Origin of the sequence: Bradyrhizobium genosp. A (assembly GCF_049949275.1) — a bacterium.
GTDB lineage: Bacteria > Pseudomonadota > Alphaproteobacteria > Rhizobiales > Xanthobacteraceae > Bradyrhizobium.
This window is the reverse complement of sequence record NZ_CP188196.1, coordinates 3,468,336-3,492,117: the sequence shown is the minus strand read 5'-3', so window position 1 is coordinate 3,492,117 and position 23,782 is coordinate 3,468,336. Positions and strand designations below refer to the sequence as shown.

Sequence of the window (23,782 nt, the reverse complement as noted above, 5' to 3'; positions counted from 1 at the left end):
CGATGCATCAGCGGCCGGGCGGCAAAACTTTTCAACAGGCCACGTAAATGTCTTGGTACAGCAAGGTCTTTTGGGCGGAGGGTTTGTTTCTGCGCCCTCATCATTTGCAGCAGAATGATCGCTATCTTGAGCATCTGATCGACAAACGCGTCCGCCGCATCACACCCTATCCCTGGGGCTTCGACGAGCTCGAGATCGATCAAGATCTGGCTCAACAAAGCAAATTCGCGGTTCGCCGCGCCAGCGGTGTCCTGCCGGATGGCACGCCGTTCGACATTCCAGCGGACAGCCCTCTCCCTGAAGCGATCGACGTGCCCGAGGGCACGGCGGGCCAGATCGCCTGGCTGATCATGCCGCTCCCCGCGCCAAATACCCGCGAAGTGGACGAGTCCACTGCCGACAGTGCAAGTCGCTACGTCCGCGCCTCGGAGACATTCATCGACTCGACCTCTTCACTGCGCGTCGAGGAAGAGGTCGAGATTGCGGTGCCTCGCCTTTCCTTCGAACTACGCAAGACATCCAAGCCCGGCTACATGGGACTAGGGATCGCACGCGTCCTCGAAGTCCGCGACAAGAACGTGCTCTTCGACGAGCGCTTCGTGCCGCCCATGCTCGTCTGCGCGGCCCACCCCGTCATCGATGGCTGGCTTAATCGGATCATCGGCTGGATCGATGCCAAGCTCGAGGAATTGGCGCGCTATGCGGTCGACCCGTCCTCGGGAGGTGGTCTACAGAGCGTCGACTATCTCGTGCTTCAGCTTCTCAACCGCGAGATTCCAGCACTGATCCACCTACAGCGCTCGGGCTATATCCATCCGGAGCGGCTCTACGAGCAGCTGTTGCGGCTTGCCGGCGAGCTCGCGACATTCGCAACCACCGAACGCCGCGCACGGGACTATCCGGCCTACGATCATGACGATCTCGAGAACGTCTTCGCGCCCCTGATCCGCGACATCCAGGAATTTCTGAGCGCAAGATTGGGACGGCGGGCCATCCGCCTCGAAATCATCGAGCGGGCCCAGAACGCGTTCCTATCGCCCATCCGCGACCGTTCGCTGTTCCGCAACGCGACTTTCGTTCTGGAAGTCGCCGCCCGGCGGCCGTTGGTCGAGATCCAGAACGACTTCCCCCACCTGTTCAAGGTCGGGCCCAACACCAGGATGAACGAGATCGTGCACGCGAACCTGCCCGGTTTGCCGCTGGTGCACCTGCCGACACCGCCGCCGCAAATCCGCGCAATCACCGACCACGTGTATTTTTATCTGGACAGGAAGTCACAGCTCTGGCCTGACTTCAGCAACGCGGCGTCTATCGGAATGCATTTCTCCGGAGATTGGCCGGAGCTAGAACTTTACCTCTGGGCAATTCTTGAAGATCGAAGATGAACGACAGGGACAAGCCTGTTAACCCATTCGGGCGCACTGAGCGGACGATCATCCGGCCAAATCCTGGCGGTCGATTACCGCAGGCCCCTCCGCCCGGCCCTCCCCCGCGGGAGCAGCAACCGTCACGCGCGCCTTATTCACCTGTACCCACTCCGGACATTGCAGCGCCCTATCAGCAGCCGCCGGGGTCCCAATATCAGCCTGTACCCCCTCCGGTTGCACCAGTTGCGCATCCCGGCGCCTCGTTCGCGCCCGCGCCCGCGCCCGCGACGCCGATGTCCGAGGAGTGGATTTCCTCGCAAAATCAGCCGGCCCCAAGGGCGGACCTGCCCACCGCGCCGGTCTTGCGCGTAGACGATCTGGTCGCGCCGGCCGCCAACCCGATCATGCGGGCAGCCGGACCTTTGTTGCAGCTTTTGGGCCGACTGCGCGTCGCGCTGCTCCGAGCGTCTTTTGCCAGCTTGATGGAGCAGGTCGCTGACGCCGTAAAGTTCTTCGAGAAGGACATTCGCTCCGCCGGTATTTCCGAACAAACGGCTAACACCGCAAAATACATCCTGTGCGCAACCGCCGACGACATTGTACAGCACATTCCCACAGATGACCGACATGTGTGGGCGCAATACAGCATGCTGAGCCGGTTTTTCGGCGAGCGCGTCGGCGGTGTCCGCTTCTTCGAAATTCTGGATCGTCTGAAAGCCGACCCACTCGTCAACTATCCCGTGCTGGAATTGCAGCATGCCTGCCTCGCCCTGGGCTTCCAGGGCATGCACCGGGCCTCGGCCGGCGGTCTGCCGGCGCTACAGCAGATCCAGCGCAACCTATATGAATTGCTGCGCCAGGTGCGTCCCCGGATGATGCGCGACCTGTCGCCGCATTGGCAGGGTCAGGCTCTCGCCGGGCGCAGATCGAGGATCACCATCCCGACCTGGCTCGTTGCCTCGGTCGTAGCAGCCTTGCTGTTCGCCGGCTTCATCACGCTGAGAACCTGGTTGACGTCACGCACCGAGACCGCCGCCCAGTTGGCGTTCTCGCTACATCCCACCGACAAGATTGAGCTCAAGCGCAAGATCATCGCGCCCCCGCCTCCCCCGCCACCGCCTCCGCCGCCGGTGCCCGACCGGATCACGCAGTTGCAGCGGATTCGCAATGCGCTTGCGGCCGAAAATACCGCTTGCAAGATGACGGCGGATCAGACCGCGAGCTTCATCGTCATCCGCGTCTGCAATCTAATCCTGTTTGATTCAGGTAAGGCCACGGTGCTTGACGCCTTCAAGCCGGTGGCGACGCGACTTGCCGCCACGCTCGAAAAGGAACCGGGCAAGATCCGCGTCGTGGGCCACACCGACAACACCCCCATGAGCAGTACGCGCTTCCCGTCGAATTATGCCCTGTCGCTTGAACGAGCCAAGGCCGTTGCGGCCGTGCTGAAGCAAGGCCTGAGCGATCCGAACCGTGTCGATGTCGAGGGCAAGGCTGCGGATGTGCCAATCGATACGAACAACACGCCCGAAGGGCGCGCGAACAACCGACGCGTCGAAGTCTTCATTGCACGAAGTGAATAGCCGTCAGGCGAGAAAGCAAAACTATGCTGGGGAAACGAATTCTTCGCATCGTTCTGACGGGGGTCGGACTGACCTCGCTCGCGGCTTTGGTCTATCTCGCCGGTCCGATGATTGCGATCGGCAAGTATCATCCGCTCGAAAGCTACATTGTCCGCGAGACTATCATCCTGCTGCTTGTGACCGGCGTCGCCGCCTTCGGCAGTTTCAGCTTTTACAAGCATCGCAAGAACTCACAGAAGATTGCTGAGGGAATCGCAGGCGAGGGCGAGCCGGTCGATGACGAACCGGTCCTGAAGGAGCGCATGAAGGATGCGCTAGCGACGCTCAAGACGGCAGGCGGAGGCAAGTCCGGTTATCTTTATGAGCTGCCATGGTACATCATCATCGGCCCGCCTGGTTCGGGCAAGACCACGGCGCTGGTGAACTCGGGCCTGAAGTTTCCGCTTTCGCAAGGCATGACGCCCTCTGCGGTAGCTGGCCTCGGCGGCACGCGCTATTGCGATTGGTGGTTTACGGAAGAGGCCGTGCTGATCGACACCGCCGGCCGTTACACCACCCAGGATTCCGATGCGAAGTCCGACAAGCAGAGCTGGTTCTCCTTCCTCGATCTCCTCAAGAAGAATAGACCGCGGCAGCCCATCAACGGCGTGCTGGTCGCCATCAGCATCGAGGACCTGATTACGCTGCCGCCGGCGGAGATCACCGCGCACGCCAATGCCATTCGCGCACGCCTGCTCGACCTGCATCAACGATTGAAGGTCGATTTCCCGGTCTATGCGCTCTTCACCAAGGCCGACTTGGTTGCGGGCTTCACCGAGTATTTCAGCTACCTTAACGAGGCGGGACGCAGGCAGGTGTGGGGCGCGACCTTCCAGACCGCCAACAAAAAGCAGAATATGGTCGGCGAGGTGCCGAAGCAGTTCGATGAATTGCTGGAATGGCTGAGCGAGGAGACGATCGATCGTCTCCAGGAAGAACCATCGCCCAACTATCGCGTGTCAGTGTTCGGCTTCGCCGCCCAAATGACCAGACTGAAGCCGATCCTGGCGAGCTTTCTCACGCAAATATTCGAACCCACCCGTTATCACGTGAACGCGACGCTGCGCGGCTTCTATTTCACCTCGGGAACCCAACAGGGCACGCCGATCGATCAATTGGTCGGATCGCTGGCGCGGGCGTTCGGTGCCGAGCAGGTTGCCGCCACAAGCTATTCCGGCGTCGGCAAGAGCTTCTTCCTGACCAACCTGATATCCAAGGTGATCATCGGCGAGGCCGACTGGGTGTCCACCGATCGGGCGGCCATCCGCCGCGCCCTGATCCTGAAAGCGACGGCGCTGACGCTGATCGGGCTGGTTACAGCCGGATTAGCGGTCGCCTGGCTCACGAGCTACAACCGCAATCGCGACCTCATTACCGCCAACGAGAGCGCCGATCAGGAATATGCAGCGGTCGCCGCCCCAGTGGTGAAGCAAACGATCATCGACGATCGCGAACTTCACAAGGTGCTTCCCCTGCTGCAGCAATTGCGCAATACGCCGGTGGGTTACGGCACCAGGTCCGCGCCGACGCCTACGGCAGCAGAATTCGGCTTGAGCCAGCGCGATCGACTCCAATCCTCGTCACAGACGGCGTATCACACCGCCCTCGAGCGGCTGTTCCGGCCGAGACTGCTGTACCGCCTCGAAGAGCAACTCAATGCGCGCATTAGCGATGGCGGTTTTGTGTACGAAGCGCTCAAGGTTTACATGATGCTGGGGGGTCTGCATCCGCCGGACAAGGCGCTGATCAAGTCTTGGATGCAACGTGACTGGGCCGACAATCTATATCCGGGACCGACCAATTCCGAGGGACGCAAGCTGCTGGAAGAACACCTGGACGCGATGTTCGATTTGGAAACCGAAGATCCGCCGCTAGTCGAACTGGATGGCCGCCTGGTTCTCGAAGCGCAGAAGACGCTGGCTCGACTTAGCGTCGCCCAACGCGCCTACGAACTCCTAAAATCGGAAGCACGATCGGCCACCGCCGACGATTGGGTTGTCGCGCGCAAAGGCGGCATCGACGTGGCCAACGTGTTCGAAGGCACCAAGGGACAACCGCTCGATCAGATCAACGTGCCGGCCTTCTTCACCTATCGAGGCTTCCACGAGCGTTTCATGGCCAAGCTGGGTGACCTTGCCGAGCGAATGAAGCAGGATCGCTGGGTGCTCGGCGAACCCGGGCAAGAGACTGCTTTAAATCAGCAATACGACAATCTCGCCAACAACCTGCTCGATCTATATGGCAACGGCTTCATCGCCGCATGGCGTGAAGCCCTGAGCAGTATCAAGATGAAGAAGTTGCTCGCCGACAAGCCGAAATACCAAGCCTTGCGGGCGGTGTCGGCACCGACATCGCCGCTGCGACTGCTCCTCGAGTCGATCAAGGAAGAGACGGCTCTGACGCGGGAGCGTCCGAAGCCGGCCAGTTCGGACAAGCAGGCTTCGACGGTGGACAAGAAGGCCGCAACGGTTGCACTGCTTTTTAATACCCAGGACGGCCCCCCGGGCGCAAAGATAGAGGAGCAGTTTAAACCATACCACGCCGTGCTCGAGGGTGACAGCACAAGGCGCCCGATCGATTCTGTTGTCGGTAATCTGAACGATATCGCTCAAAGCCTGACATTGATGATCGAGAATCCGATGCTCATCGGGCAGGCCACGGCCGCGCTGCAGACCCAGGTTGCAACGCTGCGCAACAATGCTTCGCGGATGCCTCCGCCATTCTCGGACATGCTACGCGGCGCCGCCGCCGAATTCGAGGGCGACATGGCCGCCGCCACCGCCGGGCAGTTGCTCGTGACGTTGCGCGACCAGGTGATCCCCACCTGTCAGCAAGTCCTGACGAATCGCTATCCCTTCGTTCGAGGCAGTAACCAGGAAGTTCCGCTGGCCGACTTCGCAAAGCTCTTCAGCCCGAATGGTGTATTGGACAAGTTCTTCACCCAGTCGCTTGCGCCCTACGCTGACACGTCAAAGCCTGAATGGGCCTGGCGCAAGGACAACGCGGTTGGCGCCACCCTATCGGCGGATACATTGAAGCAATTTCAACGCGCCGCCTATATTCGAGATGCCTTCTTCCAGACTGGCGGCAATCAGCCCGCCGTGGCGATGTCCATCTTGCCGCCTGTGATCAACGGCCCTGGGGCCAGCGCGAAGATGGAGGTGGGTGGCACCGCGATCGTCAGCCCCAATCCGCAGCCGGCCGCGGGAGGGATGATGACCCCAGCCCCGCCGCCTCAGCCCGTATCCAATGCACCGGTGAACGTGCAATGGCCGGCTCCGTCAATGAGAACAGCAATCTCAGTCGTCAGCGACACCACCGGCCAACCGTCCATCCTTGAGCGCACCGGACCGTGGTCGCTGTTCAGGTTGCTTGAGGCTGGATCGATGTCGGCGCGCGCCGAAACTGCGACCGCCAGCTTTATCGTTGCCGGCCGCGAATTGCGCTATCAAATCACCACGGGTTCGATCAAAAATCCCCTCAACCTGGCTGCGCTGCGCGAGTTTCGCTGTCCGAACGGGATATAAGCATGCGATGTGGTCTCTTCGGCAAGCTGTCAGCCAAACGCGACTTCATCGCATTGGCAACGCCGCGCTCTTTTCTGGAAAAGTGGGAGCCGTGGGTACAATCCTGCATGTCGGCGAGCCAGCATCAGCTCGGCCCGGGTTGGCAAGGCGCCTATCTGACAGCGCCGCTCTGGCGTTTTTGGCTCGGCGCCGAAGTGGCCGGCGCCACCGTGTTGGGTGCCTTCATGCCCTCCGTCGACGGAGTTGGACGCTACTATCCGTTGACACTGATGGCGGTGGCGGATCCGAACTTTTCAATTGCGCCGCCCGATTTGAATTCCCAGGGAGACTGGTTTGCTCAGGCTGAGGACTTTTTGCTCACAACGCTGGAGCGGAGCAAGACATTTGACGAGACTTCGGCGGCGTTAGACGCTTTGCCGCCGCCGGAGGCACAAGCGACGGTAAATGGCGCAAACGAAGTGATCCGGCTCGCTGATGCCACTGTCGGTATTCCGACCGCCGGCAAATCGGTTCAGGATGCCCTGACGACATTGCGGGCGAATAACCATAGCACCTCCGCCGCTGCAACGTTCTGGTGGACCGAAGGCGGCGGCGAGTATCCACCGCTGGCGCTGTCGGCCCGAGGTCTCCTCGATCCGTTCTGCTACACGATGATGCTGACCGGGAAGCTCCCCGCCCAAGCAGACAATTCCGTGCAAGCTTGAGAAACACAAATGGACCAATCATCGTATGCGTTCGATGCAGGTTCTGCGAGCCACCCGGGCAAAGTCAGGTCGCGCAACGAGGACGCCTTGCTGGTGCGCACGGATCTCGGCCTTTGGGCCGTGGCCGACGGCATGGGTGGCCACGATATGGGCGATCTCGCTAGCGGGCTGATCGTTCAGGCTCTCGATGGCATCTCAGACGCACGGAGCGCGTTGCAGCTGCTAGAAGAGGCCGAAAATCGCATTTTTCAGGCCAATCGCCAAATCATCGAGATCAGCCGGCAGCGCGGCGGCGGCATCATCGGCTCGACCGTCACGATCCTGTTGATCTCGGAGGATCATTTCGCCTGCATCTGGGCCGGTGACAGCCGTCTCTATCTGGTAAGCCACGAGGTCATCAAACAGATATCGCGGGACCACACGGAGGTAGAGGAGATGCTGGCCGCGGGCGCGGTCACGGCGGAAGAAGCCAGGCTGCTACCACAAAACGTCATCACCAAAGCCATAGGAGTTCACGAAAGCCCTGAGCTCGAGGTCGTGACCGGCGCATTTGAGGAATCGGATATTTTCATTCTCTGCAGTGACGGCCTCACCAAGCACGTCTCTGAACAGGAGATCCTCCGCCACGCATCGACCGGCGATGCACAATCCATCTCCACCAATCTCGTTGACCTCGCCGTGGAAAGGGGAGGCCTGGACAACATTACGGTGGTGGTCGTCCGCGCGTTGCGCGATAAGCCTGCCGGAGAAGCCGTCTCGAACGTCAAAACGGGCGATTCGCCGGAATCGGGGTTCTGGGAGTGACGAGGTGAGACCTCAAGATCCATATCGGCCGGCACACCACGGGGTTGCTCCTGGCACGCGCCTGAACGGCATCTACGAAATCGATCGCATGATCGGCGTGGGGGGAATGGGCGAAGTCTACAAGGGGCACGAAATCCAGACCGGGACCGCCGTAGCAATCAAGATGCTGGTGCCGGATATGGCCGAGAACGAGGCTGCGCTCGCGCTATTCCGGCGCGAGGCCTCGGCGCTGCATTACCTCATGCATGACGCCATCGTTCGCTACTTCGTGTTCACGGTCGAGCCAACCCTGCAGCGTCCCTACCTGGCGATGGAGTATGTTGACGGGCGGTCGCTGGCCGACCTCCTGGAAGAAGGGCCGCTGACGCTGGAAGCCCTGCTGCGCCTGACGAAGCGGGTTGCCTCTGGACTGAAGGCAGCGCATGAGCGGGGTATTATTCATCGCGACGTGTCACCCGACAACATCATCATTCCGCAGAATGACGTGGCGCGGGCCAAGATCATCGATTTTGGCATCGCGCGTTCCACGCAACTCGGGGACGCTACGATCATTGGCTCCGGATTTGCCGGCAAGCATAACTACGTGTCGCCGGAGCAGATCGGCCTGTTCGGCGGCGAGATCAATGCGCAATCGGATGTCTACAGCCTAGGTCTCGTGCTGTTCTATGCCTTGACCGGCCAGAAACTCGATATGGGCGGTACGCAATTCCAGCTCGTCGAAAAGCGCAGGAAGGTCCCCGACCTCGGCGCCATCGATGCCCGGATACGGCCGCTGTTTGAGCAGATGCTTCAGCCGGATCCGAAAGACCGGCCGACAATGGCTGATGTCGAGAATTGGACCGTCGGCTCGGCGCCGAGCATTATGTCCTCCAAGAGGGCCGCGCGCGAACTGGCACGAGATGGGCAATCGCGTTTCGGGCAAAGCTGGATGCGCTACGGCGCCATCGCGCTCGCGGTGCTGGTTGTGGTAGGAGGCGGGACGGCCGCTTATCGTTACTATCCGTTTGGGCTGCGGACCCAGCAGCAGTCCAGCAATTCAACGCAGCCATCAAAAAACGATCTGACGCCGATTCGCCCCCCCATTATCACGCCATCGCCGAGTGACGTGGCGAAGGAACCGACGTCCCGACCTCAAATCGACACGCCTGGCCGCAGCGAACTCGCCCGCCGCTACCTCCAGCAATACGATGGCGGAGACTGCTTCTTCATCATGCCCGTAGCAGTCGGCACGAGCGCGGCCGTGGTCGAAGGCTTCGGCGCATCGACGGCGCCCTTCGATGCGCTCGATCGATCCTTTAAGAAGTCGCAGGGCTTCGAGGCCTCGATTGGGATCCGGCTCGTGACCCCGCCGCAGTGCCCCGCAATTACCTTCTTGAATAAAGTCCGAGGAGATGCCGCCCGCGCGCCCCGCATCTCTCTGGGCTCTGTCAAAATCCGTCCCAGCGAGACGCTCACCGGAAACATTGAGAACTTCGCAAATCGTGTCGTCGAATTGCTCCTGATCTCCGAAGACGGGCAAGTCCAGAACATCTCCTATTACCTGAAGCCAGGCACCGACGCGCTCTCCTTCTCCATCGAGATGAAGCGAGCAGAGGACAGTCTGGGCTCGAGCGTGCCGCAGCTGATTATGGCCGTAACAACTCCGAGGGTTCTCGACTCGATCAGGCAGCCGCGACCGATGCCGGCGGATCAGTTCTTCCTCCAAGTCCTAAGCGAAGCCCAGCGAAGCGGCATGACCCTGAACGCCTCCGCGCGGTACATCACAATTCAGAAATAGCAACTGCAACACCAATGAGGCCGCGCCTGCACGACCAGGCCGGGTTATCGCTTTGGTTTCAGCTACTTAAGCGGGCATTTCCGTGTCGGCTGAAATGGCGCGGCGCCCTCTTGTCACCGTCGCCGCCTCGGCGGCGTTGAACCTGAAGCCCGTTAACACACACTCATCAACGACCGTTGCAAGGCAGTTGCGGCTGCCCTATAAACGCGTGATTGGTTTAGGATTTTGTCGCGGTTTTTCCGCGCTTTGGCAGGGCATGATGGCCAGGCTGCTACGATTGGCGGTCTTAGCGCTTCTGGGTATGCTCGCCCTGGCGGGTGGCGATGCCTATGCCGCCGCCGAGAAGCGCGTTGCGCTGGTGGTTGGTAATTCCGACTACAAGGATCCCGCTTTGATTCTCCCCAATCCGAAGAACGATGCCGGAGCGATCGCGGACGTCCTGAAAGCACTCGATTTCGAGGTTCAGGTGGTCACAAATGTGGGCAAGCGAGACATGGACGGTGTCCTTGAACGCTTTGCTCGCCTGGCGGTGACCGCAGACACAGCGATGTTCTTCTACGCCGGCCACGCAATCCAGTATCAGGGTAAGAACTACCTGATGCCGGTCGACGCAAAGTTGGAAGACGAGATCAGCGTCCGCTACAACCTCGTTTCTGTCGACGACGTGCGATCGACGCTCGATCGCGCGAGCGGCGTAAAGATCTTGGTTCTCGACGCGTGCCGTAACAACCCTATTGCCGACCGGTTGGAACGCATGGCCAACGGCAGTCAGTCGCGTGGCCTTCCGGCAACGCGCGGCCTCGCCCGTATCGACAAGACGCAGGGCATGGTGGTGGCTTACGCCACGGCGGCCGACGACGTCGCTCTCGACGGCAACACCTCGCACAGCCCCTTCAGCGCCGCGTTGATCAAGGAAATGCAGGAGCCAGGCTTGGAGATCGGGACGATGTTCCGAAGGGTTGCGCGCGACGTCAACGACGCGACGGGCGGACGCCAGCGCCCGGAGACGTCGATCAGCCTGCTCAGCGAATATTATCTCAACCAATCGGATCGAAAGATCTGGGAGGACATGCGCGATACCGCAGACATTCCCCAAATCCGTGAGTTCTTGCGGCGTTATCCCAATTCCGTCAGCGCGCTCGACGCGCAATACCGGCTTGAGGTGCTCGAACGCGCCAAGCGGGACCGGGAGGATGAGGACGCCCGAATTCGCCGAGAAGCGCTGAAGAAGGAATTGGAAGAACAGGAGAAAGCGGCACGCGCCGAGATCGCTCGTCTCCAAGACGAGCGCAAGCAGGCCGACGCCGTCGCGGTGCAGAAGGAGGCTCAGCGCAAGCAGGACGAGCAGGCGCAACTGGCCGCGATCGAAGATCAGAAGAAGCGCGAAAAGCAGGCCCAGGATGAGCGCATCGCGCAACAGCAGCGTGAGGAGCAGGAGCGGCTCGCCAAGCTTGAACAGGACCGCAAGAACGCCGAAAAGGCGCTGTCGGAAAAGAAGGAAGCCGAACAGCGCCGCTTGGCCGCCGAGAAGCTCGCGGCCCTCGAACAGGAGCGTGTGAAGGCTCAGCAGGAAGTCGCTGCCCGAGAGGAAGCTCGCCGCAAGGACGAGGAAGCCCGTAAGAAGACTGAAGCAACCTGCAAGGCCGAACAAGCCACCGTTGAGACAATCGGTCGCGATGAGACCAAGCTCAACCAATTCGTTACGGCCTCGACTTGCGCCGATGCCAAGGTGCGGGCGCAAAGCGTGATCGCAGCTCTTGTCGGTGAGCGCGAGCAGGCTCAACGAGTGTGTGATTCCGAGGGCAAGCAGCTCGCGGCGCTAGTCAAGGCTCCCGGCACAATCGAGACCCGCAGCAAACTTACTGATCTGCAGTCTTCCCTCGGTTGCTCGAGCCTGTCGCCGAAGATTGTCGATGCGATTGGTCGCGTGAACATTGATATCAAGCGTGGGCTGGTCCGCAGCTCTCAGGCCGAGCTCCGCCGGCTTGGCTGCTATCGCGGCACCGAGAATGGTGATTTGAACGACGCTACCAAGGACGCGCTCAAGAAGGTTTATGTCGCTCTTGGAAAGTCTGATGACGTGCAGGACATCGATGATGGCGTCCTCTCTGACCTGAAAAAGGCGGACGCGCCGATCTGCACGCAGCCGAAGCCCGAGCAAGAAGACAAACCCGTCGCCAGCCGTCCCGCGACGACCAACAAGATGAAGGCGGCGGTGCGCCCCAGCCGTGCGGTGCGTGACGATCGGCCGCCCCCCGCTCCTTCGGCCCGCGCGGAATCCCGCGCGTCATCGGGTGGTGGCGGCGGTAGTGGCGGAAGCGTTTCCGTTCACGGCGTCAGCTTCTGATCTCAGGCCAGTGACGGTTCGAGGGAATTAGCGGAAAGACCTCACTCGCGCCAGCGTCAGGAGCCGAGCGAGTTATCAAAATGGCAGTCGTCCCATCGCGCGACGTGGAGCGGCGCACAGGCCATTCGAGGCCGCCGCGAGAATCAGAACTTGCCGACGAACAGCAACTTGATATCGCGGTCCGGTGTAAAGTCGGTTGCTGACACATCGAGAGCTTGCTTGGCTGCCGTCGCCGCCAGCTTGCCAAGACAATAGCTGACGAGACGTCCTCCTCTGTCGATCGACAGATGAAATCTCTTGATCGGGCCCGCCCAATTGGCGCCGGTCTTAAGGATGTAGCTGATCCGCCGCTCCTGGACGGCAGCCCCATTGTTGGGCGCCGAGCCCGCCGTCTTGTCGAGATCCTGGAGAAATTCCTCGCTCACGCAATAGTCCTTGCGGTAACGCTCGAATTCCTTCGCCATCGCCTTGTCCTGACGCAGCCGCTTCCTGAGGATTGTATCGGTACTGGCACCCACGCTGGGTCTGTAGCTGTGTTCGACGACGACCGGCTTGCCCGGCGCGAAGGTCTGCTCCCGATAGACGGCGGTCTTGACGACCCAGCCAGCGGAGTAGAGCGGCCGCCCACGCTCATCGCTGCCCGCTGGCGTCAACAGCCCTTCCGACGCCATCTTGGTTCGCGTCGCCGCCGGCAGGTCCTGCGGCCTGAACTGTTGGGCGCCAAGTGGAAGGATGGGTATCTTGAGCTCGCGCAGCTCGGCACTAACATCCTTGTCTCCCAAAAAAGCTCGCTGGTCAGTGCTGAACTTGATCGGGCCGCCGTCGACTTTGGTTTCAAAATCGACGAAGTTCAGCGGATCGTTAGCCGGGAAAGAAATGCTCTCGCCCTCCGAAAGATCGATGTCGGGAAGCGGAAACGCCACGGTGAGCGTCACCGGAGCGGTGGACGTGTTGACGAACTCGTAGCGGACGCTAATCCGATCCAGCGAGATCCTCAGGTCCTCGCTCCTCATTTCCACATTTGGAGCGCGCGTGAACTGCAAGCCGCCGATCGAGAGCTCAGCCGCAGAGTCGTTAGCGATTGCGGGGGAATAACCGCTGAAAACCAGACCGGTAGCGAGTATGGTTGCACGAAGCCGATACATCATCGCTCCTGCTGCTTGAAATGAGGAGCAGCCGTGCCGGCAACTCCTGGCTAAAAATAGCGATCCAACGATTTGTCGGATTTCATTCGATCGACCCGACACCGAATTAAGCATAGGCTAATTGTCTCGACCGGCCAAATCCTTAATCCGCCTTGGCAAGGCGGTAACTTCACCTCGTGGGCTCCAATGCGTTCATTATATTGCACTGTTTCCCTTCTCTCACTTCTTCTTGCTCAGAGGGCCGTGGCCGCAGAGAGCTCGTTATGGTCGACCGACTGGCTATTTGGCACCGCGTCGCAGGCCGGCGAGACCGAGCAGCTCGCTGAGGCCAGGCAGAAGGCGCCCATGCCGGCCGCGCCTGCCAAACCGACTGAGGGAACGCCGCCGCAACAGGGTGCGGAAACGCCGGCGCCGCAGCCCGAAAAGACAGAGACGACCAATTTCGAAAACTGGATCCTGAACTGCCGGGAGTTCGTGGAAGGACCGAAGAAGCGGAATTGCGCGATGACGGTCTCCGTCCGCAAGTCGGACACCAACCGCGTGGTGCTGTCCTGGACGGTCCGCCCGAACGACAAGGGACAGTTCGTGTCCGTTGTGGAAACGCTGCCGGGTATCTCGATTCCCCCGGGCATTCAGCTCAAGCTCGAGAAGAGCTCAGCCACCAAGACCATTCCGATCGAGGTCTGCGAGCCGGCCTGGTGCGCGGGTTCGTTGGCGATGGATAAGGCCTTCATCCAGGAGGCGTCGGCCTCCGGAAAGGTGATGATCGTCATCACATCCTCCGCCGGCCAGCCCGTTCAGTTCGAATTCCCGATCAAGGGCTTTGAGAAGGCCTACGCGAAGATGTGAGGGATGCGCTGCAGTACGTTCGGACCTGCTAACGACCAGGGGCGCCGCTGATCCAGCGGCGCCCTCTTTCGTTCAGCAGTGTCTATCACAATCAAGGACCGAAGGTATAACGAACACCGCCAAGGATGCCGCCACCGTGGAGATTGTCGCCAAAGCGATAATCCGCGCGAACGAAACCGAGCAGACCATTCGTCTGCGACTGGAACGATAGACCGAGGCTGGTCTGGTAGAACGTGCCGACCCTGGTTGTCGTGATATTCGCCGCAGAAGAGCCTGTACCGGCTCCGGTGAACGTGCCTCCTGCGTCACCCGCGAATTCATGCTGCACCAAGGCGATGCCGAACGGCGACCAGTTGAAGCCACCATAGGAGAAGCCAGTTCCAACCCGCACGCCGGCTCGGCCCAGAAGACTCTTCAGCTCGTTGAACCCGAGGAAACCCAAACCATTCGCCACGGACAGGTTGTCAAAGGTCGATCGCGTGTAGCTCAGATTTGCGGTGGGCTCGATGAAGAAGTTCTTCGGGAGCGCAAACGTATAAGAGATAGAGCCGTTCACGTTGTCCGATTGGCCATGGAAATGGCTGTTGTTGAGCTGAGCAACCGGGTTCGTCACCCCCATGTCGTACCAGGAGTGACGGTAGGTGAAGTCGGTCGAGAAGGCCCCCCTCGTCACAAGATAGTAAAGGCCCATGAACGGTACATTGAAGTTCACTGTGTTCACGGTGGAGACCTGTTCGTCGGCCGTTGCCTCGACCTGGCCGCCGGTGATGCCGAAGTGGGCATTCACTCCGCTACCACCCAGATTGAGCCAGCCGCTGTCCGCACCAGCCTGAACGCCGGTAAACTGAACACGCTGCTTGGAGGAAACCTGATCGAAGATAACGCCGTTAACGCGTTCCGTACCGACCGACGAGACGGTGGTCACACCGCTCGAGACACGGGCCCAAGGTCCACCGACCACCTGGCAGGTCTTGTCGTTCCCGGTCATCGGCGTGAACGACGTGCAGGGCTTGTCGGTCTGTGGCGAAGCTACGAGGTTTCCACCCGGCTGATGGAAGGAGGCATCGATCGCGCTCAGGGTTGACAGAATGCTGGTCAGCGGAGCCGCCGCCGGAGCAGCCACAGCGCCGGTGTTATAACCCGCAGATCCCCCCGACGTAGCAACCTGCGCCTGGAAGAGCCCGCTCGTGATGGTGGAGCCACTGGCGGTGATGGATCCGCCGCCGGACGAGTTCACGACCGGGATGAAGCCGGTGAAACCACCGCCCGTCGCCGTACCGTTCAAGACGACGCTGCCCGATGTGCTCGCGACGCGAACTTGGTTCGCGGCGCCTGTGGTCAGGTTAACCGTACCGGCGTTGATCGTTCCATTTCCCGAGTAGGCGGAGGTCGTCGCATTGATATTGCTGGACCCGCTACCGCCGCTCAGGTTGATCGTGCCGTTGTTGACCAGAGCGCCGGTGAGAGTGCTGGTTCCAGTGGCGTTCAGAGTGCCAGCGTTGGAGAAGCCGCCCGCCGTGGCGTTCATTACGCTTCCGCCAGTCACGTTCACAACGCCTCCGGCGCTGTTGGTGAACCCGGTAGCGAGCGTATTCCACGCACCGTTGTTATTTATCGTACCGGTGTTGCTCGCCACGTCCGCATTGTAGACCGAATTATTGGTCACAAGGCCGGCGTTGTTGAGGGCATCATTGACGGTGCCGTTGTTGACGATAACGCCAGACGCTTGGTTCGTCAGCCCGCCAGGCTGTGCCGTCAGAGTTCCACCAGCATTAACCTGGATCGAACCGGCATTTGTTAGAAGCTGATCGATCTGATACGTGCCACCGTTGTTCACGGTCAGCACAGCCCCCAAGACGTTGGTGTATGGACCGGTAACGTGAAGAGTACCTTGATTAACTGACGTACTGCCCGTGTACGTAACGTTGCCCGACAGCGCTATGGTGCCGGCATTTACTTTTATAAGGCTACCTGTGCCACTGATCGTGCCCGACAACGTCATCGTGTTGCCGTTTGAATCAAACGTGTCGGTGCCAGTCAGCGTCACCGCATTCGCGATCGTCAAGCCCGCGGCCCCCGACTGCAGCGTCGTGCCGTTCGCCATCGCCAACGTGCCGGTGCCCAGCGCATTGTTTGCCTGCACCTGGATCGTTCCAGCGTTCAGGTTCGTCCCGCCAGAATAATTGTTCCCGTTGTTGGTCAGAACCATCGTGCCGGTGCCCTGCTTGGTCAGGCCACCCGTTCCAGAGATCACGCCCGCATACGCCGTCGAGGTGTCGTCACCACCGGTCGTGAGTGTCCCCGCACCAAGCGTCACGTTGCCGCCGGTCGTGCCGCCGCCAGCAAGGCTGCCGATGGTCTGGTTGAAGCCGGCAAGATCAAGCGCAACGCCGGCCGTGTTCGCCAGCACCACAGCGGAGCTGGCCGAGAACGTGTTCGCTGCCCCTGCCGTCAGGTGACCGCCGTTCACGGTGGTCGTTCCCGAATAGGTGTTGGCGCCCGACACCGTCATCGTGCCGGTGCCCTGCTTGGTCAGGCCACCCGTTCCAGAGATCACGCCTGCATACGCCGTCGAGGTGTTGTCACCACCGGTCGTGAGTGTCCCCGCACCAAGCGTCACGTTGCCGCCGGTCGTGCCGCCGCCAGCAAGGCTGCCGATGGTCTGGTTGAAGCCGGCAAGATCAAGCGCAACGCCGGCCGTGTTCGCCAGCACCACAGCGGAGCTGGCCGAGAACGTGTTCGCTGCCCCTGCCGTCAGGTGACCGCCGTTCACGGTGGTCGTTCCCGAATAGGTGTTGGCGCCCGACACCGTCATCGTGCCGGTGCCCTGCTTGGTCAGGCCACCCGTTCCAGAGATCACGCCTGCATACGCCGTCGAGGTGTTGTCACCACCGGTCGTGAGTGTCCCCGCACCAAGCGTCACGTTGCCGCCGGTCGTGCCGCCGCCAGCAAGGCTGCCGATGGTCTGGTTGAAGCCGGCAAGATCAAGCGCAACGCCGGCCGTGTTCGCCAGCACCACAGCGGAGCTGGCCGAGAACGTGTTCGCTGCCCCTGCCGTCAGGTGACCGCCGCTCACGGTGGTCGTTCCCGAATAGGTGTTGGCGCCCGACACCGTCATCGTGCCGGTGCCCTGCTTGGTCAGGCCACCCGTTCCAGAGATCACGCCTGCATACGCCGTCGAGGTGTCGTCACCACCGGTCGTGAGTGTCCCCGCACCAAGCGTCACGTTGCCGCCGGTCGTGCCGCCGCCAGCAAGGCTGCCGATGGTCTGGTTGAAGCCGGCAAGATCAAGCGCAACGCCGGCCGTGTTCGCCAGCACCACAGCGGAGCTGGCCGAGAACGTGTTCGCTGCCCCTGCCGTCAGGTGACCGCCGTTCACGGTGGTCGTTCCCGAATAGGTGTTGGCGCCCGACACCGTCATCGTGCCGGTGCCCTGCTTGGTCAGGCCACCCGTTCCAGAGATCACGCCTGCATACGCCGTCGAGGTGTTGTCACCACCGGTCGTGAGTGTCCCCGCACCAAGCGTCACGTTGCCGCCGGTCGTGCCGCCGCCAGCAAGGCTGCCGATGGTCTGGTTGAAGCCGGCAAGATCAAGCGCAACGCCGGCCGTGTTCGCCAGCACCACAGCGGAGCTGGCCGAGAACGTGTTCGCTGCCCCTGCCGTCAGGTGACCGCCGTTCACGGTGGTCGTTCCCGAATAGGTGTTGGCGCCCGACACCGTCAGGATTCCCGCCCCACTCTTGCTGACGGTGATGCCCGTGCCAGCGATGTTGTGGGCAAACGTCGCATTCGTCGCTTGGGCGAAGTCGAGAGAACCGCCCGTAACTACGCCGATATTCCCCAACACGCCGCCCGAGAGCCCGCTGTTGAGTGTGAGAGCATTGGTCCCTGAGAGCGTGAGAGCGTTCGCACCCGAGCCGCCAGAGACGGTGCCTGCCGCACCCATCGCGATCGTGAGATTCTGCCCCACGATTCCAACACCGCCGGCTCCGGCTACGCCACCGGCCGCACCACCCGCACCACCCGCGCCGCCAGTCACTGCAGCATTGACCGTGAAGGTCGCGCCTGCCGCGTTTGTGAAGACGATACCCGCGCCGCCATCGCCGCCGTTACCGCCAACGGCTACGATGCCTCCGGCCCCGCCAGCCGCGCCGGTCGAGGTAAAGCTGAGTGTCCCGAGGTTGCCCGAGCCTGTTACAATCGCGCCGACACCGCCACCGCCACCGCCACCGCCGTTGCCCGTGCCATCCCCGTTTCCACCAGCCCCACCGGCCGTGCCAGTCGAGTTAGCGCCAGGGAGGGCCGCGCCGCTGAAACCAGCAGCCCCGCCACCGCCACCACCACCACCAGCATTACTTCCGCCCGTCGCATTGCCGCCGGCGCCGCCAGCCACTCCGGCGGTACCGCCACCCGCGCCACCACCCGCGCCACCAGCGCCTCCGGTTGTGCCTTGGCCGCCGCCGCCGCCGCCTTGTCCCAAGGCGGCACCAGCTACACCTGCTCCCCCCGGGGCACTAAAATTCTCGGCACCGCCTGATCCAGGATTTCCGCCGCCGGCCCCTCCACCTGCACCCGCTGGCGCAACACCGACAGCGAGCACAACAGCAACCGTTAGGGGGAGCGTCAAGCAGGCCGTCGACCCCAGCAGCCTGCCCTTAAGGCCGTTGATGCCCAAGGATTTCTGTTTCACCTTCGACGGCTTCAGACCAACCGCGCGGAATCTCTGAATGCGAGAGACCAACATAAGCCCACCCTAATAAATGATCGCGTAAAGCACGACGCACGGCCTCGGACCCCTCCCAGCCATGCTTAAGCAACAGAATTAGTTATTCACGATTCAGTAACCGCCTCCAGCCTGCATCCTACGCAGCAAGGTATTTAAATACCAATCTGGCAAGTTTGCGAACAACCGTTGCACAATTGCAACGTGTAGAAATGGCTGTCTCCAGGCACAAAAAAGCCGCCCGCTAAATAGCGGACGGCATGCGACCGATCAGGAAGACGAACTAAAAACTAGAATGACAGACCGGAAACGTACACCGGACGACCACACCAAAAGCAGTTAGGCCGAGCGTCCGAAGCCGCGGATACCAGTATCGGTTTGGGCGTAGGGGCCGGGGTAACTGCGGGTCGAGCAATTCTGGCGGGCCTGACAGCGTGAGCCGGCCGCCAGCCGGTCGGCGCCGGCGCCACGCGGGGCGCTGCGAAAACCGAGTCGAACCACAACCAGCCGGTCTCGGCGCGCGCGGTTCCCGGAACGCTCAGAAACGTCGCGGCGGCGACGATCAACGCGGCGGGCTTCGCGATCTGTCCAAAGGCGGGCATTGGCAAACTCCTATTCCGTCCCCTGCCAGACCAGCGCTGGCGCGATTCCGAGCGAGAGCAAACTAGGCCGTGCTTACAAACATCGCAATCAACAGCAAAGAAGCGCTCGAGTTCCCGGGTATTTTCCTGCGCAGTGCGGCAACATCACCACAAACCTAGCGTCCATTGCGCCAAAAGAAAGGCCGCCTCGCGAGGAGGCGGCCCTGGCGGCCGAACATGCGGCCTTCATTCTCTGCTTCGATCAGAACGTCAGACCGGAGATGTACACGGTGCGGTTGCACCAGAAGCAGTCAGGCTTCTCTGCCTTCGGAGCGGCAACTGCGACATGCTTGGCACGCGGGGTAACCACCGCTGGAGCAGCGCGCATCGGCTTCGCTTCATCGGCCGGCGAGACGTCGGTCGGCGCCATCGCCACGACCATCCGCTTGCCGGACTGGGCCTGCACGGCAGTCATGCCGCTCATCGAAACAACCGTCAGTGCCAGCGCGGCCGGCATCGCAATCTTCTTGAAGAACGACATCACGCAACTCCTGTTTTTTTATCCTGCTGGGCTTCGTTGGCCCGTGCGGATATCACTCTCTCAAGTTGCGTTCGGAGTCACGCGAAAGGCCGGAAAGCGGTCAACGCTCGCCTAATGCAGGCGCGTCAGATTCGACTTAAATTTAGGGGTAGAATGCACGAAAGCCGTCACGCTCCATTCGCGAGAAAGCTCTGCGAGCGGCGCCGGTGCGCCAGATACTGCGGCGAGCATGCGTCGCGACGCCGCTGCAAGACGCAAACAGCCTGCTGCCATGCAAGTTGTAAAATCTTGATCGACCTATTCACTATAAACTTATCGATCACCGCGACACTTTGGCGACGTCTGCCTCGTCTGACGCGCTCGGGCGGCGTCAGGACTTTTTCAACCATGTTCGCGATCAGTCGTCGACGGGCGTGAAGAGCTCGCCCCAGTTGTCTTTCCAGACGTCATCCAGATCCATCACCACGATCGCAACCTTCATCTCGTTGGCAAGCTTGATCGCTGCGAGGAGCGAGTCGACCGCCGACATCTCGGGGCTAACGCGGTCCTCGCTTAATCGGCCTCCGCTCGCCGACGCGGGGAAGGTCACCGACCCCACCTCCCGGTCTCCGGATTTCTTCAGCGACAGGGTGATTGCGTCGGGCTGAACTTCACTCACACGTTCAAATCGATTTTTGGCCATGACCTGCTTCCAAATCTTCCGAGGCTGCCGGGGCATCTCCCACAATGCTGGAGCACGGGAAGGAACCTGGCCAGCGAGGCAACGCTACTGAAGACCTGACACGAACCTTTGTCTCGCTTCGAATGACTAAACTGCTGACTCTCGGGTACTCCGCATGTATGATTAGCTCTAATATTTCATCTATTTGACTGAGCACGCGATGCTGAATTTGCGGAATTTGTTGGGTTTCGCATGCGGGGCCGGGGCCCTGGTCATCGCGATGGGTGCGGCCTGCGCGGAAGACCTTGTCATCAAGCGATTCGGCGGCGGCAATTCGGCGGATGCGGTGGGCATCGCCGACGCCAGCGAAGACGTCGAACTGACCGGTCCGCAGGCGCTAACGACAGGTTCCGACGGCGACCTTTTCCTGCTTGATCAACTCAACCAACGCATCGTGCGTTTCAATCCCAAGCGCCCAGCCGAAGATCCGAGCATCCTGGAAATGCCGGCCAGCGTTCAGCCGAACGATCTCGTCGTCCAGAAAGATGAGATTCTGGTCTGGGACGGGCGTATCCACACGCTGAAAGCGTCGGCCGATCCCGTTTCCACGCGTGGCGTCGGTGGAAGCACCGTGAGACTCGAAGAAGTTAGCACCCGCGCCGTTGACGACATCTTTGCCACTTCGGCTTTTGCCCAGATGGGTTCGCAGCCGGCCGGTAATCCCGTCGACCTGCTTGATCAGGAGACCCGGGCCGTAACTATCAAGAAGGGACGACAGCCGAGCCGGCAATATGTCGCCTCCCGGGGGCGAGGCTCCGTTATTGCCGATGTAACGCCTGAGAAAAGCGACAGCAGTGTGCTGGTCGAAATTCGCAGCATGGACGGTAACGACGCCGTCGCTCAGATCCATTTGCGGGTCAAGGACAAGCTTGGAGCGGTCGAATTCCTCGAGATCGACAACAGCGATCGCATCTATATTCTCGCTGAAAACGTCCCCGACCAGGCCATGAATGCGGCAACCTTCGTGGCACGTTTCAGCCTCAACGGCGATCTCGACGGCATCTACGAATTGCCGCTGGAAGACACTCCGATTACCCGCCGCTTCGTGACTGTGTCCGGTGATGGCGACGTCTACTTCCTGCGCACACAGAAGACTGGTGTCGATGTCGTCGGTGTCGGCTTCAAGCCTCTTCGCAATGCCAAAGTGATCGAAGTGCGCTCGCGGGTGCAGAACGCCGGTAACGCCCCCTCTAGCAAGTTCACCGCGATCGCGGCCGTTCGGCCTTCCAATAGGCAGCAGGTCATCGAAACTGCATTCGCGTTCGAGGGTCTGCAATGGCAGGTTACGGCACAGAACTATGGTCCTGATCCGGACACGGCGTGCACCGGTTTCAGCCGCATCCGCCGTCCATGGTATATGCAGGGCAAGATCGGCCAGCAGGTGCGTGGCGTGCCGTATTGCTGGGGCTGCTATGGATCATTGGCAAATTTCCAAGCCCAGGTGCAGCGCGGTGTGAAGGCCGGCAATGTGTGCACCCGCAACGACCCTCGCAATGATGTGGTCGGCGTCGACTGTTCGGCCTTTGTGAGCGCAACCTGGGGCCTAGCTGTGCACTACACCACAGCGGCCATCCCCGCGATCACCACGCCAGTGAGCGATCCCTGGCAGCTTCGTCCCGGCGATGCCCTGAACAAGCCCGGCTCCCACGTCATGCTGTTCCTGCGCTTCACGCCAGACCGCAAGGCCGAAGTCATGGAGTCCTCCACGGGCGGCTGTAATGGGCGTGTATGCCGCAACGTCTATCCCTTGGCCGCCCTGCTGGCACGTGGCTATCAGCCGGTCCGCTATAAGGCTCTTGCGGACGACAACATGGTCGTCGCGCAAGGAAGCCTGCCGGGTGACCAGCCGGATAAGGGGCAGAAGGCAGAGAAGGATGTCGCGCCTGTCCATTCCGGTCGACACCGGCATAAGAGGTGATCGCCAACAGTCTGTTGCGATTGCCGGCTCTCTTCGCGAGCTTTTTCGAGCCGTTAACCGCGGAAAAGTACCGCCGAACCAAGGCTTTAAGATTCGGTAATAAGCCTCAGTCGTTTTGTTCGATTTCACTATTTGTTGTATAGAACCTTTTTGTCCCCTCAGACGACGATTCCATAGATTGACCATTTTGGGCGCAAGATGATCCGGCGTATTTCTTCGAAACAGTTTTTTCTGGCCACACTGCTAACGAGCCTGCTGGCCGCAACCCCAGCACTCGCGACCGACTGCAAATCATTCCTCGGTCCCTTCAACCAAGCCATTGATGAAGCTCGCGAACCCGACGCTCAGGGGCTGATCGACAAGATCGCCGCCAGTGCCGAATGCGGGCAGTATCAGACCGCAGCGCAGTATCGCTTGGCGGCCTTGCGGCTCTCGGCCGCCCAGATTCTGATGGCGCGAGGGCGTCCGGTCGCTGAGTACGAACGGCTGCTAACGGCTGCCGAAGCGCCAGAGGTGCTATGGCAGGCATCGGCGACGTTGGGCGAGGTCCGGTACGGCGCCCGCCGCTTCGCCGAAGCTGCGGAGGCCTATGACCGCGCGATTGCCATCGTCAACAACGAGACACTGACCGCGACCCGGCCTGAAAAATTTGAGATCGACGGTCTCATCAGCCGCTCCGGCCAAGCCCGTCTGCTCGCCGCGAACGTCAAGATGGCCGATGGTAGCTCGGCCTTCGTCCCGACAGCCAAGGATCAGCGTGACGGCACGCTCGGGGGGATGTACTCCCGTTCTGTGCGCGGCATCGTTCCTCAGGTCGTTCCGGTTCCGATCACCTTCGACTATGCCAAAGCAACTTTCACACCGATCGGGGAGCAGGCCGCGCGTGAGCTTGCTCAGGCGCTGAAAGAGCAGTCGCCGGTGCGTATCCAGCTCGTGGGTCATACCGACATCCGCGGTAGCGAAGAAACCAACTTGAAGCTGTCGGCGGCCCGAGCTGAGGCCGTTGCAGACTTCCTGAAGCAAGCGGGCGTCGCGGCCAACATCGAGACAAAAGGGGTGGGCGCGACCGAACCGCTCAACATCATGGACTCATCAGGGCTGAGCCAGGACGATATTTATGCTTTAAACCGGCGGGTGGAGTTCATTCGCCAATAGG

At 61.0% G+C, this 23,782-nt stretch carries 14 protein-coding genes; 10 read left to right on the top strand and 4 right to left on the bottom strand.

What is annotated here, in order from left to right; all coding sequences use genetic code 11:
• The first annotated feature begins 47 nt into the window (after window positions 1-47).
• From tssK to ACP2YP_RS16010, 7 genes are all read left to right on the top strand, one after another.
• The gene (gene tssK, locus ACP2YP_RS16040; RefSeq protein ID WP_426425259.1) at window positions 48-1,385 is read left to right on the top strand and encodes a type VI secretion system baseplate subunit TssK; all 1,338 of its coding nucleotides are present in this window, start codon (window positions 48-50) and stop codon (window positions 1,383-1,385) included.
• Window positions 1,386-1,660: 275 nt separating this feature from the next.
• Window positions 1,661-2,950 carry a type VI secretion system protein TssL, long form gene (gene tssL / locus ACP2YP_RS16035; protein WP_426425258.1) on the top strand — a complete coding sequence of 430 codons (1,290 nt, stop codon included), beginning with the start codon at window positions 1,661-1,663 and terminating at the stop codon, window positions 2,948-2,950.
• 23 nt (window positions 2,951-2,973) lie between these two features.
• Entirely contained in the window at window positions 2,974-6,516 is a 3,543-nt protein-coding gene (gene tssM, locus ACP2YP_RS16030) for a type VI secretion system membrane subunit TssM (protein WP_426425257.1), read from the top strand.
• Window positions 6,517-6,518: 2 nt separating this feature from the next.
• Entirely contained in the window at window positions 6,519-7,220 is a 702-nt protein-coding gene (gene tagF / locus ACP2YP_RS16025) for a type VI secretion system-associated protein TagF (RefSeq protein WP_426425256.1), read from the top strand.
• A 9-nt stretch (window positions 7,221-7,229) separates the two neighbouring features.
• Complete coding sequence (locus ACP2YP_RS16020; protein ID WP_426425254.1) at window positions 7,230-8,024, top strand: PP2C family protein-serine/threonine phosphatase; 795 nt, start codon at window positions 7,230-7,232, stop codon at window positions 8,022-8,024.
• Between the two features lie 4 nt (window positions 8,025-8,028).
• Window positions 8,029-9,801, top strand: coding sequence for a serine/threonine-protein kinase (locus ACP2YP_RS16015; RefSeq protein ID WP_426425253.1), 1,773 nt, complete (start codon window positions 8,029-8,031; stop codon window positions 9,799-9,801).
• Between the two features lie 82 nt (window positions 9,802-9,883).
• Window positions 9,884-12,148 carry a caspase family protein gene (locus ACP2YP_RS16010; RefSeq protein WP_426425252.1) on the top strand — a complete coding sequence of 755 codons (2,265 nt, stop codon included), beginning with the start codon at window positions 9,884-9,886 and terminating at the stop codon, window positions 12,146-12,148.
• Window positions 12,149-12,291: 143 nt separating this feature from the next.
• Here the strand turns inward: ACP2YP_RS16010 and ACP2YP_RS16005 are convergent, their stop codons facing one another.
• Window positions 12,292-13,293: a DUF4424 domain-containing protein gene (locus ACP2YP_RS16005; RefSeq protein WP_426425251.1), complete on the bottom strand. Its 1,002-nt coding sequence runs from the start codon at window positions 13,291-13,293 to the stop codon at window positions 12,292-12,294.
• A gap of 243 nt (window positions 13,294-13,536) precedes the next feature.
• Here ACP2YP_RS16005 and ACP2YP_RS16000 point away from each other — a divergent pair, with 243 nt between their 5' ends.
• Complete coding sequence (locus tag ACP2YP_RS16000; RefSeq protein WP_426425250.1) at window positions 13,537-14,142, top strand: invasion associated locus B family protein; 606 nt, start codon at window positions 13,537-13,539, stop codon at window positions 14,140-14,142.
• A 91-nt stretch (window positions 14,143-14,233) separates the two neighbouring features.
• On the opposite strand, the gene ACP2YP_RS15995 is transcribed toward ACP2YP_RS16000, so the two are convergent.
• From ACP2YP_RS15995 to ACP2YP_RS15985, 3 genes are all read right to left on the bottom strand, one after another.
• Window positions 14,234-18,535: a beta strand repeat-containing protein gene (locus ACP2YP_RS15995; RefSeq protein WP_426425248.1), complete on the bottom strand. Its 4,302-nt coding sequence runs from the start codon at window positions 18,533-18,535 to the stop codon at window positions 14,234-14,236.
• A gap of 1,173 nt (window positions 18,536-19,708) precedes the next feature.
• Entirely contained in the window at window positions 19,709-19,987 is a 279-nt protein-coding gene (locus ACP2YP_RS15990; protein ID WP_426425247.1) for a hypothetical protein, read from the bottom strand.
• Between the two features lie 397 nt (window positions 19,988-20,384).
• A complete protein-coding gene (locus tag ACP2YP_RS15985) occupies window positions 20,385-20,669 on the bottom strand; it encodes a hypothetical protein (protein ID WP_426425246.1) in 285 nt (94 codons plus the stop codon).
• 199 nt (window positions 20,670-20,868) lie between these two features.
• On the opposite strand from ACP2YP_RS15985, the gene ACP2YP_RS15980 reads away from it, so the two are divergent.
• A complete protein-coding gene (locus tag ACP2YP_RS15980; protein WP_426425245.1) occupies window positions 20,869-22,626 on the top strand; it encodes a hypothetical protein in 1,758 nt (585 codons plus the stop codon).
• A gap of 198 nt (window positions 22,627-22,824) precedes the next feature.
• Window positions 22,825-23,781: an OmpA family protein gene (locus tag ACP2YP_RS15975; RefSeq protein WP_426425244.1), complete on the top strand. Its 957-nt coding sequence runs from the start codon at window positions 22,825-22,827 to the stop codon at window positions 23,779-23,781.
• Window position 23,782 lies beyond the last annotated feature (1 nt).